We start from the raw sequence: 12,704 nt of genomic DNA, 5'->3' as shown, positions 1-12,704 counted from the left end.
TCTAAAAATTACAATTTACAGTCAATAATTCCGTATATCTTTATACTTGAATTGAAGGTTGATCATTGACGATATATTTACGCTACATAGCATTACTCATCTTAACACTATTTGCTTTACCTAAAGTAAATGGACAAACTACACTTATCAAAGAAATAAATGTTAGTAGGGATACTATTCAATTTGACACCACAGCAATTTATCGTTCTGGCTTTGAAATCAAAACAAAATCGGGCCGGTTATTATCAACCGAATATTGGCTCGATCCTCTCCACGCAAGATTATATATTAAAGATTCGATTAGGGCCAAGACAGTTACGTTGCAATATGAAAGGATCCCGGTGAACCTCGGTCAAGAATTCAAACATAAATCGACAGACATCATTGTTACGGATACATCCGCTGCGAATTTTGATCCTTTTATTTATTCAATTTCTACCAATGCTCCGAACGAAGATTTATTCGGCTCCGCTAAACTGAATAAACAAGGAAGTATATCTAGGGGAATAACTGTTGGAAACGCGCAAAGTTTGTCATTACAATCAACCCTCAACCTACAATTAGACGGGCAAATAGCACCAAATTTATTCATGCAAGGATCAATTTCTGATGACAATATTCCTTTTCAACCCGAAGGGAATACGCAAAAGTTGCAAGAATTTGATCAAGTTTACCTCAAAATTTATAATGATGATTTTGCGGTGATTGGAGGTGATTTTTGGTTGCGTAAACCTGCAGGATATTTCTTAAATTATGCAAAAAGAACGCAAGGAGTATCTGTCGAAGCCAACCATGATATGGGCATGTTAGGATTTGAAGGTCATGCTAATCATAAAATAAGTGGTGCCTATTCAAAAGGGAAGTTCTCACGAAATATTGTACAAGGTATTGAAGGAAATCAAGGTCCATATAGATTAATTGGTGCAGAAAATGAAACTTATATCGTTGTTCTTGCAGGAACGGAAAAAGTATATTTGGATGGTAAATTATTGACAAGAGGACAAGAATTTGATTATACCATTGATTATAATACAGCTGAAATTGTTTTTACAGCGAATAATTTAATCACCAAAGATGTTCGATTAGTGATTGAATTCCAATATTCCGATTTAAATTATGCAAGATCGCTTTTTGCTTATAATGCAGAAATTAAAGGAGAAAAATACAATACGTGGATTAATGTTTATTCAGAACAGGATGCAAAAAATCAAACAATACAACAATCCTTAACTGACGAAAAAAAAGTGATTTTAAGTCAAGTCGGTGACTCATTACAAAATGCTTTTTCCAATAGTATTGATAGTGTTGGTTATTCAGAAAACAGAGTTCTCTATACTTTGATTGACACCTTAGGGATTGATTCTGTTTTACTTTTTACAGGTGAACCGAGTCTGGCAATTTATCATGCAAGCTTTGCCAAGGTTCCACTTGGTCAAGGGAATTATGTTTTTGATAGGTATACGGCAAATGGGCGTGTTTATAAATGGGTAGCACCAATTGCCGGCGTACCTCAAGGAGATTACGAACCTATACAATTATTAATCGCTCCGCAAAAGAAACAGATGTATGTAGTAGGTACAGAATATTACGTGAGTAAAAACATGAAAACTTCAGTCGAATTGGCGATGTCCAACCACGACTTAAACACATTTTCAAAACTTGACAAAGCTAATAACCAAGGTGTTGCTTTAAAATGGAAATGGAGCAGCAGCAATTTCATCAATAAAAAGGAAACCATTCGTTTAAATACAGTTGCTGATTTTGAATTTAATGAAAGAACATTCGAACCGATACAATGGTTTAGAAGTGTTGAGTTTGACAGAGATTGGAATGTAAGAAATAAAGCATATAGTGGCAATCAATATCTTTCTGATGCAGGTTTGCGATTGGTTGCAAATGACTTAGGTGGCATAGGTTATAATTTTGAAAATTTTATTTGGGGATTTGATTATACTGGCTTTAGGCACAATATTGATGTCAACTTGAATAAAAAAGGCTGGAAATACATTGCTGACGCGAGTTTACTGACCTCTAACGGGGTAGAAAACACATCTTATTTGAGGCATAAAATGGATTTGTCTAAAAATATGAAGTTCTTAAAAGTCGGTTTCCAAGACATTCAAGAAACCAATCGAATAAGAGATGAATTGAGTCCAGATCTATCACCTGTATCTTATCGTTTCTACGATTGGAAGACTTATATATCAACAGGCGATTCTATCGTCAATCAATTGAGTATTTATTATCGCGAACGTTACGATTGGTTCAGTGATTCGACAGACCTGAGAAGAGCAACGAAAGCACAAAATATTGGTTTAGAAGGCGCTTTACTTAAAAACCCGAACAATATTTTAAAAATAAATTTGAATTATAGAAAACTCGATGTTTTAGACACTATTTTGTATCAATCACAACCTGAGAACACAATATTAAACCGAATTGAGCATGTCATGAAATTGGCAAAAGGTGCCATTTCAACCACTACATTTTATGAAATAGGATCGGGGCTCGAATTAAAGAAAGAATATATTTATTTAGAAGTCAATCCAGGACAAGGAACACATGCATGGATTGACTATAACGAAGATGGCATTCAAGATCTCGGCGAATTTGAAGTAGCAGTATTCGCTGACCAAGGGAATTACATTCGTGTTTTTGTACCAACCAACGAATATGTGCGAACCTATTCCAACCAATTCTCCACAAGCCTATTCTTACGACCAGAAACAGTGTGGAGATCGGAAGCCGGACTAAAAAAATTAATCGCTCGATTTAGCAATCAAACGATCTATAAAATTAATAGGAAAACAAGTTTTGAGAACGATCTGCAACGGTTTAACCCATTTGTGTATGAAATTTCAGACACCAGCTTAGTGTCTATTAGTACTAATTTTAGAAATACCTTTTATTTCAATAAATCTAATTCTGTTTTTGGCTTAACCTATACCTATCAAGAGAATGCGTCAAAAATTCTTTTATCAAACGGTTTCGACTCTCGCCTCAACACATCACACGAAGGTCAGTTAAGGTGGAATTTAAGTAAAAAATTAAGTCTAAGAGTCGCAAGTACATTGGGTCGTAAAAAAAGTAATAGTGACTATACAATTGGCAGAGATTATTTTATTGAATATTATGATGTTGCACCCGAAATTTCATATCAACCCAATACAGCAATTCGACTTGCCATTAATACAAAATATAGTGAAAAAGAGAATCAATCAGAATTAAAAGAAGCGGCAAAAATAAAAGATATCGGCATTGAATCGAGAATAAATCAGGCGCAGAAAGGGAGTTTAACCGGTCGTTTAAACTTTATTCAAATTGATTATAATGCAAGTCAAAATAGTTCATTAGCATTTGAAATGTTAGAAGGTTTACAACCTGGCAACAACTTTACATGGGGTCTTACATATCAAAGAAAGGTGGCGAAAAATCTTCAGATCAATTTCAATTATAATGGTAGAAAATCAGAAAAGAGTAATGCCATTCATTCAGGCGGTATGGAATTAAGGGCTTTCTTTTAAACGTTTATTAATTCAGTAAAAAGTACGCTTCAATTAAATAAGAAGTAACCAAGATATCTAATAATTTCTTTAGTTTTGTAATGTATCTAATAAAACAACCTTGGAAGAAAAGCAGATGAAATTCGCGACAAAAGCCATTCATGCAGGAGTACATCCTGATGAGGCTACAGGCGCAATAATGACCCCTATTTATCAAACATCAACTTTTGTTCAGTCGGAAGTTGGGGTAAATAAAGGTTATGCATATTCTCGCACTTCCAATCCAACTAGAGATGCTTTAGAAAAAAGTATTGCGGCATTAGAGAACGGAAATTATGGAGCATGTTTCGGTAGTGGTTTAGCAGCTATCGATTGTATTATTAAAATGCTCAATCCAGGAGATGAAGTCGTTTCGACGAATGACTTATATGGTGGAACCTACCGATTATTTAAAACGATATTCGAAAAATACGGAATCAAATTCCATTTTGTTGGCATGGACAATGCTGACAATATTGAGGTATACATCAATAAAAACACACGTTTAATATGGGTTGAAACACCAACCAACCCAATGATGAATATTATAGACATTGCTGCCACGGCGAAGATTGCTAAAAAGCACAGCATAATGTTGGCGGTTGACAATACGTTTGCGACCCCATATTTGCAGACACCTTTGGATTTAGGGGCAGATATTGTAATGCATTCGGCTACTAAATATTTAGGAGGCCATTCTGATGTAGTGATGGGCGCATTGGTTTGTAAAGACGAGCAAATCGCAAAAGAAATCTACCGCATTCAAAATTCGAGTGGTGCAATCGCTGGCCCTATGGATTCATTTTTAGTTTTGAGAGGAATTAAAACATTACATTTAAGAATGCAAAGGCATTGCGAAAACGGTAAACTTATTGCAGAATACTTAGCCCATCATCCAAGAATTGATAAAGTTTATTGGCCAGGATTCGAATCGCATCCCAATCATGAGATTGCCGCAAGGCAAATGAACGATTTTGGGGGCATGATCTCTTTTTCTTTCAAAGGAAACGATATCCAGGACGCCTTGAATGTTGTTCAAAAAGTATCAGTATTTACTTTGGCTGAATCATTAGGAGGAGTAGAATCACTGATCGGTCATCCAGCAACAATGACGCACGCAGCCATTCCGAAAGAAGATAGAGAAAAAATAGGCGTTGTAGACTCATTAATTCGTCTAAGTGTTGGTGTTGAAGACGCAAAGGATTTAATAGAAGATTTAGAGCAAGCATTAAAAATATAAAATTTATAATAAGATGGCAATAGGAGAAATAAACCCAACAGCGGTATTAGAAGCAGTAAAAAACGGAAGTGTTTTTGTTGATGTAAGAGAACCTTATGAAATTGATGAAGTAGCATACGATATTCCGAATGCAATATTAATTCCCCTAGGCGAGATTCAATCACGCATGAATGAAATTCCAAAAGACGTGAATGTAATTGTTGGTTGTCGTTCGGGAGGAAGAAGTATGAATGCCTGTGCTTTTTTAAGTATGCAAGGTTATACTGATTTAACGAACTTAAGTGGTGGTATAATGAGTTGGGTTGACAATGATTGTCCAACAAAATAAAATTGCATACGTTACGGGGAGTTCCCGTGGTATTGGTTTAGCCTTGGTTAAAAAATTAATTGAGGCTAAATTTTTTGTATTCGGAATTTCGAGGACTAATGATTTTAGTCATCCTAACTTTCTACATGAATCTTTAGATTTATTAGATTTAGAGGCGGTAAAAAACTACAAATTCAAACATTCAGCTGATCAGGTAGTATTGGTTAATAATGCTGGAATGCTTGGAATCGTAAAACCTATTGGTCAATTAGATAGTCAGACTATTCAAGATGTAATGACCGCCAATTCGATTGCACCACAAATACTAATCAATCAATTTCTAAATACATTCCAATCCGAAGTAAGTCTTGGACACATCGTTTCTATAAGTTCAGGGGCAGGTAAACATGCCATAGATGCATGGGCTAGTTATTGCGCTTCGAAAGCGGCTATTGATTTATTCAGTGAAACTGTTTGGTCGGAATTAAAAAGTAGAGACATCAAGAACTGGCATGTACACAGTATTGCACCCGGAGTTGTTGATACACAAATGCAATCTGAAATTAGAAGAAGTAAACCTGCTGACTTTTTAGCCTTAGACAAGTTTATGTTCCTAAAGAGCAATAATGAACTAACCGACCCTACTGTTGTTGCCAAAAAACTTTATCAAGTTATTCAGTCTCCCAAGTTATTCAAGGAATGTTTAATGTCAGTACGCGATTTTTAAATTAGAATTTGTGACACTTTATCCTTGGAATCTCAAATCACAGATAAATCAAGGAATGACACCTTTTAAACATTTATATAAAATTAGGTCGCCTAAATTCCGTATCTTGGGCTATTAGAAAAATCATAAGACTAATTTATACATGAAAAAATTTACGCTTTCACTAGTAATTACTTTGTCCACATTATTTTCTTGGTCTCAACTTGCTGAGGAACATTTAAAATGTGGTTCAACAGAAGCAATTCAACAATTATATATTGACAATCCAGAATTCGAACATGCAACAGAAGCTGAGCAAGCGCGTATGCAAGAAGAGTATGAAGAATTTCTGACATCATGGAGCCCTGGAGACAGATCAACTTATGTTGTTCCTTTAGTAGTACATGTTGTTCATTTAGGTGGTGAAGAAAATATATCAAACGAGCAAATCTATAATGCAATTGAGCAGTTAAATGATGATTTCAATATGTTAAACGATGATTCGGATGAAACAATTGCAGAATTTGCAGACATCAGAGGTAATTGTGATATAGAGTTCAAATTAGCAACAAAAGATCCTTCAGGGGCTTGTCATTCAGGTATTACTAGAACTTATTCAAGTACAACTTACGATGAAGGAAGAGACAGAAGTGGACATCCTATTGTAGAAGCAGTTGAAGACGAACATGGAACTTGGCCACAGAATAAATATATGAATGTTTTTGTTTGTATTGATCCAAATGGTGCGGCAGGTTACACTTATAATCCTGCAGGTTGGTATTCAGCATCAGGAATGGATGGATCGATTTACATGAGTCATGATTATATGGGAATTATTGGAACTGGCTCTATAGGAAGAAGACACACTTTAAGTCATGAAGTTGGACATTGGTTAAACTTATCACATCCTTGGGGCGGATCTAATAGTCCAACACTAATTAGTAACTGTGGTATTGATGATGGTGTTGATGACACTCCAAATACAATTGGTTGGGATAATTGCAGTGATCTTTATGGAAGCACTTGTGGAAGTTTAGATAACGTACAAAACATTATGGACTATTCTTATTGTTCAACAATGTTTACTGAAGGACAAGCTGCTCGAGTTCAAGCTGCTTTATTAGGTGGTACTGCTCAAAGGTATAAATTATCAACGCCTGCAAATTTAGCGGCAACTGGTGTAGATGCACCGGGTGAATTATGTGCTGCTGAATTCTCTTCAAATACAACTATAATCTGTGCTGGCGGTTCAGTTGATTTTAGCGACAACTCTTTCCATACTGTTACAGATAGAACTTGGACATTTGAAGGAGGTACACCATCAACATCAACTCTAACTAACCCAACAATTACTTATGATACACCCGGTCGTTATGCTGTTACTTTAGTAGCAAACAATGGTGGATCTTCTGTAAGCAATACAACTACTAATTATATTACTGTTTTATCTAATCCTGGATCGAGTCTACCATACTCAGAAAGTTTTGAAACTTTATCTCCTTTTCCAGATTTTGATAGATTTATGGTTGAAGGATCTGAAGATCTCGCAAATTGGGAAATCACGTCAGAAGCTGCATCACACGGATCTAAGAGTTTAAAACTTGAAAATTTCGATATGGACAATGGTTCTATTCGAAGTATAATTTCAGGATCAATTGATTTAAGTGAAGTAGATCCTGATGACGATATGATTTTCAACTTTAAATATGCTTATAACCTTCGTAGAGACGACGATTTAGAAAAATTAAAATTCTACATCTCTAAAGATTGTGGTGAGACATGGGCATTCAGAAAAAATATTCAAGGTGACAATTTAAGTGAAGTAACGAATAGCTCAGCTTATACACCGGCTTCAGTAGACGAATGGTATCAAGTTGATATAACAAATATCATTTCTGATTATTATGTATCAGATTTCAGATATAAAATTGAATTCGAAAACGATAACGGAAACAATATATATATCGATGAAATCAATATGTATGCTGCGTCAATGGCTGGTTTAACTGAATTCGAACAAGCTTTAAACTTGAAGCTATTCCCTAATCCTTCAAAAGGAAACACAACATTAAACATCACAGCAAAAGCAGGTGAAGATTATAAAATTACAGTATTAAATACAATGGGCTCACGTGTATTAGATGTTTACAACGGTCAATTAGGAAATGGATATAATACGCTTGAAATGGAAACAGGTCAATTAGCAACTGGTATCTACTTAGTTCAAATTGAATCAAACAATCAAGTTGAAACTATTAAACTAGTAAAAGATTAAACTTACCCAAATATGTTAAGTTTCAAAAACGCATCGGTTTAGGCTGATGCGTTTTTTTATTTTTAGCACCTTGACTCTATAAACATCAACAACGAAAACGGCACTCTCCTATTTGAATTTAAATCTATTTTACCACATTAATCGAATGACTTTCTAGGACCTTTTAACCTCATAAAAATTAAGACATATAAGAGCGGTAATTAGAACAGTTTGGAAACGCAAACAACAAGTGAGTTAACTTTACTTAAAAAGTTCCTTAAAACGACCTAAACAGAAAATAAAAAGATGTGATCATTGCATGATAAAGATTAATTCTGAAACGGAGACCTATGCATTAATCCTATTTTCGATTTGGAAATATGAAAAGTATTGAGATTGTACGTTCAATTAAAATAAGTAGGATATTATCTATCATCTAATAAAGAGAACCAATGCAAAACGCTTTTAAACTTCCTAAGGCAATAACATTTCGATTCATCGATAGTCAAAAATAAGCACAAAAAAAATGCACCTTATTGAGGTGCATTCATATTTGTTATTTAAATAATTCTTTTTGATTAAGCGCCAACAACTTTTTTATTGTTATCTTCTTCAACATCATCATCATCATCATCCGGATCAATAATTTTATCATTATCATCCTCCACATCATCATCCTTATCATCACGATCGATAATAACACCTATTCCACCACCCGTAGCAGCTGAACTCGCTTCTATTTCATCAGAAACGCTATCCTTTTCGACAATAGTAATCACTTCTTTCTCACATGCATTGAATGCAAACATGAAAACTAAAAGTCCGAATATGTATAAAATCTTTTTCATTGCTTATAATATAACTATACAATTGTAACAAATATACATACAAATATCTTATAATACAACTGTTTACCCAATAATTTTAAAATCTACTTGTACTTCCTAGCTTTATAATAACCTTTGTTCCTTTGCAGACACCGTTTTAATCGTTCAATTGAAAAGGACCGATAATAAAAAGATTTTCACCTGTCAATTTCCGCAAAAGTTCAATTCGTCTATTCGTTATTTCCACACCTTTCGACTCATGATCACCGTCAACGGTACGTTTCTTTGCTTTTATACTATTATCTATACCGAACCCATTGTCAGTGACAACAAACATTACCTCATCTAGTTCTTCAAAAATCTTGATTTCAATTTTTCCTTTTGCCTCCAAAGGCAAAACACCATGTATAATACTGTTCTCAACAAAAGGCTGCAAGATCATTGAAGGAATCTCAATACTTTCCCCATCCAAACCAGGATCAAGATCAATTACATAATCAAACTTTCCTGCAAAACGCATTTGTTCGAGTGAGAGATATAATTCTATTCGTTCAATTTCTTCGTTTAAACTAACAATAAAATTATTCGCGGCCGAACTATCTAGATTCTTACGTATTAAGTTTGCAAAATTAGAAAGGTATTTATTAGCAGATCGTTTGTCAGAACTATTAATAAAATATTGAATTGAATTTAACGAGTTAAATATAAAATGTCTATTCATACTTGCATTCAAAGACCTTTGTTCTAGGAATAAAAGGCGATTTTGTAAACCTAATTGATCGTTGACTTGAGATTGCTTTATGGCTTTTATTCTACTTTGAAAAATCAGGTAAATAATCCCCGAAATTGCTAATAACAACAAAGATATAAACCACCAAGTTTGCCAATAAGGAGGTGTGATTTTAAATGTGATTGATCTGACCAAGGACCATAATTTATTCTTATTCATCGCCCGCACTTCAAATACATAATCTCCTGGTTGTAGAAAAGAATAAGTGGCATAATTAGTTGATGAAATTGGGGACCATTCTTCTGATGTACCTATCATCCTATATTCATACTGTACAGATTTAGGATCTTTAAGATTTATACCAATAAAATCAAAAGTCAAGTGATTTTTATTAGAAGGAAGCGTAATCATTTTTGGAATATCCAGCACGGTATCCATTTCCACGGGATAATCTAAATAATTAAATGTTTCTAAAAACAATCTTAATCCTGTTATATGTGCGATTGGCGGTGAAAAATTAAAAAGTTGTGAATTGAGCGCTGGATCAATTCGAATGAGTCCACCAGAAGTACCGACCCAAATTTTTCTTTCATCATCTTCATAAAGCGCATTTATATTACACTCCATATTAACCATCCCTTCTGATACCCCATAATTAAATATTTTGTATCCTTCCTTTAAATTTTCATCAAAATCAATGGTATAAACACCGTTCATTGTTGTCACCCATATATTATTATCAGCTGAACGAATTAAGCCCAATATTGTTTTTGCTCTATATTCTAATTCGTCTAATGGGAACAAATACATTTCATAATCTTGCTTCATCACATACAAACCATTCATGGTACCAATCCACAAATTGTTTTCAGCATCAACACAAAGAGAGTTGATATCTTTAATGGGCATTTTTATCTCTTTATAACTTGTAAAATCTTTACTAAATTCATAAAGCCCATTAAACCCACCACTATACACTTTACCATTCAACCTAATTAATTTGTTAATATTTAGATTTTTATGCAAAATATAAGAACTGTCCTTACTTAGGATAGTTAGGCCGTCATCACCACCTAATAAAGCCAGAGAATCATTTAATCGGAGAATAGATCTGAATTTCCGTTTAACACCTAATAAGGGATGATTTAAAATTTCATCTTGACTGTTTAGAATTGTTAAGCCCGAAGATGTTCCATACCAAAGATTACCTTGCTCGTCGTAATCAACTGTCCAAATAGTATTGTCTGCAATTTTATCTTTTCCAACAATATACTTATGCGCGCCATCTTTCATCCATTTAGTAATACCTGCATCATAAGTCCCGAAAATAAAATTCCCCTTAGCATCCTGATTAATAGACAATACTAAATCACTACTTAACCGATCATTTTGCGAATAAGAGACGATAGATTTACCAGAAAATTTAAGTAGACCTTTACCATCTGTACCAAGCCAAATATTCTTTTCAGCATCAATAAAGACACTCGTTAAATTATCAGTAGTCAGTCCATTTTGTGATGTGAAATAATCAACTTTCTTTTGTCTATCAATCAGATATCCGCCAGAATTGGTTCCGACACCAAACATAAATTTTTCAGTAATTGCAAATGTCAAAATAGTGTTACCTACCTCTTGATAGATTGAGGCCTTATTTTCTGAAACATTGTATTTCATAAATCCAACATTCCTTCCAGCGAAATAGATTTGATTATTGAAGATCTTCAAATCCATAATATTCAAATTTGGACTATCTTCAATTTCTAACACGCGAAAATCTTCTTTTGTTAAAGCAGACAAGCCGTCTTTACCTCCACAAAACAAAACCGAATCATTATAATTCTCTATTGATCTTATATAATGGCCTTCTGCTAACTCTACACTGTGAAAATTCTTTCCATCAAAACGAATTAGACCAGAATTTGACGCCAAATACAATTCATTATTAAACTCTGTGATATCATTTATACGATACTGATCATCAAACAAATAAGATTTAATTTTTTGATCTTCAATTTTCACGATACCTTTAGGGGTTGCAGCCCAAATCACTCCATTCTTAGCCAAATAAAGCTTTCTGATATTATTATCTGGCAAACCGTCATCAATCGAATAATTTACGAAATTTACACCGTCAAACCTGCTTAATCCTGAGACTGTACCTACCCATAAATATCCCATTTGATCTTGACAGATATCTCGAACTTGTGACTGAGCCAATCCGTCTTCAACATTATAACTTATAAAATTATATTGTTGACCAATAACAATATGCCCAAAATTAAGTAGGCAAACGAGGAATAAAAAACGCACCTAAAGTGATTTTAATGTCTTCACAAAATTCGAAACTCTATTTCTTGCAACCGACAATAATTTACCATTTTTCAAAATCGCAAAATGTCCATCCTCATTTAGGTATTCTTTCAGGTACTCCATATTTACTATATGTGATTTATGGATACGGAAGAAAAATGCGGGATTCAAAATACCCTCATATATTTTTAAAGTTCTTGTATCCAAATATCTTGTGCCGTCATTAAAATAAAGTACAGTACAGTTACCCGAAGCTTCCAAATACATTATATCATGTATATCAATCAACTTAATTCCTTTGGTATGACTAATGGCAACTTTATTACCATAACCTTGCGTTGTCATTGAATTAGCAAGATTATCAATTGATTCAAAATAAGTTTCAAAATTAGTTGGGTTATCACCCATAATTTTTCTTGCCTCTAATACCTTATCAACAGAAATAACTAAATCGTCAATATCAACAGGTTTCAAAACATAATGAATTGCATTGGCGTTGAATGCCCTCAAAGCGTAATCTTTAAATGCAGTTACAAAAACAACCAAAAAATTTCGCTTTTTTATTCTATCTAATAAATCAAATCCCTCTGCCCCACTCGGCATTCTGATATCCAAAAACACGACATCTGGAGATTTTTCCTCAATCAGCAACTCCGCATCATCAATATTACCAGCATCACCAATCACTTCAATATCCTTGCAATACTCCTCTAACAACATCATTAGGTTTTTACGTGCTAAATCCTCATCATCTACTATTATTGCTTTTAAAGCCATCCTTAAATTCT

Annotated in this window: 8 protein-coding genes; 5 read left to right on the top strand and 3 right to left on the bottom strand. The window is 34.0% G+C overall.

Annotated features, from left to right (window positions below; all coding sequences use genetic code 11):
* Nucleotides 1-65: 65 nt before the first annotated feature.
* From T367_RS0110590 to T367_RS0110570, 5 genes are all read left to right on the top strand, one after another.
* Nucleotides 66-3,524 (top strand): hypothetical protein, encoded by a 3,459-nt coding sequence (locus T367_RS0110590; protein ID WP_027419823.1) that lies wholly within the window; start codon nucleotides 66-68, stop codon nucleotides 3,522-3,524.
* 100 nt (nucleotides 3,525-3,624) lie between these two features.
* On the top strand, nucleotides 3,625-4,782 hold the full coding sequence (locus T367_RS0110585) for a cystathionine gamma-synthase (RefSeq protein WP_084274390.1): 1,158 nt from the start codon (nucleotides 3,625-3,627) through the stop codon (nucleotides 4,780-4,782).
* Nucleotides 4,783-4,795: 13 nt separating this feature from the next.
* Nucleotides 4,796-5,110 carry a rhodanese-like domain-containing protein gene (locus T367_RS0110580; RefSeq protein WP_027419821.1) on the top strand — a complete coding sequence of 105 codons (315 nt, stop codon included), beginning with the start codon at nucleotides 4,796-4,798 and terminating at the stop codon, nucleotides 5,108-5,110.
* Nucleotides 5,091-5,816 (top strand): SDR family NAD(P)-dependent oxidoreductase, encoded by a 726-nt coding sequence (locus tag T367_RS0110575; protein WP_035843242.1) that lies wholly within the window; start codon nucleotides 5,091-5,093, stop codon nucleotides 5,814-5,816. The genes T367_RS0110580 and T367_RS0110575 overlap by 20 nt, the downstream gene beginning before the upstream one ends.
* Nucleotides 5,817-5,958: 142 nt before the next feature.
* The gene (locus T367_RS0110570) at nucleotides 5,959-8,070 is read left to right on the top strand and encodes a M43 family zinc metalloprotease (RefSeq protein ID WP_027419819.1); all 2,112 of its coding nucleotides are present in this window, start codon (nucleotides 5,959-5,961) and stop codon (nucleotides 8,068-8,070) included.
* 557 nt (nucleotides 8,071-8,627) lie between these two features.
* On the opposite strand, the gene T367_RS0110565 is transcribed toward T367_RS0110570, so the two are convergent.
* The 3 genes from T367_RS0110565 to T367_RS0110555 all read right to left on the bottom strand — a co-directional run bounded on the left by T367_RS0110565 (nucleotide 8,628) and on the right by T367_RS0110555 (nucleotide 12,693).
* Nucleotides 8,628-8,897, bottom strand: a complete 270-nt coding sequence (locus tag T367_RS0110565) for a hypothetical protein (protein WP_027419818.1) — start codon at nucleotides 8,895-8,897, stop codon at nucleotides 8,628-8,630.
* A 136-nt stretch (nucleotides 8,898-9,033) separates the two neighbouring features.
* On the bottom strand, nucleotides 9,034-11,916 hold the full coding sequence (locus tag T367_RS0110560) for a ligand-binding sensor domain-containing protein (RefSeq protein ID WP_027419817.1): 2,883 nt from the start codon (nucleotides 11,914-11,916) through the stop codon (nucleotides 9,034-9,036).
* Nucleotides 11,917-12,693, bottom strand: coding sequence for a LytR/AlgR family response regulator transcription factor (locus T367_RS0110555; protein WP_027419816.1), 777 nt, complete (start codon nucleotides 12,691-12,693; stop codon nucleotides 11,917-11,919).
* Nucleotides 12,694-12,704 lie beyond the last annotated feature (11 nt).

Source organism: Crocinitomix catalasitica ATCC 23190, from assembly GCF_000621625.1.
Taxonomy (GTDB): Bacteria; Bacteroidota; Bacteroidia; order Flavobacteriales_D; family Crocinitomicaceae; genus Crocinitomix; species Crocinitomix catalasitica.
This window is presented reverse-complemented; position numbering and strand designations above follow the sequence as displayed.

What these genes read in the sequence shown, in the direction of transcription:
- T367_RS0110570 (WP_027419819.1), top strand. Translation starts at nt 5,959, where the DNA reads ATGAAAAAATTTACGCTTTCACTAGTAATTACTTTGTCCACATTATTT.
- T367_RS0110555 (WP_027419816.1), bottom strand. Translation starts at nt 12,693, where the DNA reads ATGGCTTTAAAAGCAATAATAGTAGATGATGAGGATTTAGCACGTAAA.
- T367_RS0110580 (WP_027419821.1), top strand. Translation starts at nt 4,796, where the DNA reads ATGGCAATAGGAGAAATAAACCCAACAGCGGTATTAGAAGCAGTAAAA.
- T367_RS0110575 (WP_035843242.1), top strand. Translation starts at nt 5,091, where the DNA reads ATGATTGTCCAACAAAATAAAATTGCATACGTTACGGGGAGTTCCCGT.
- T367_RS0110565 (WP_027419818.1), bottom strand. Translation starts at nt 8,897, where the DNA reads ATGAAAAAGATTTTATACATATTCGGACTTTTAGTTTTCATGTTTGCA.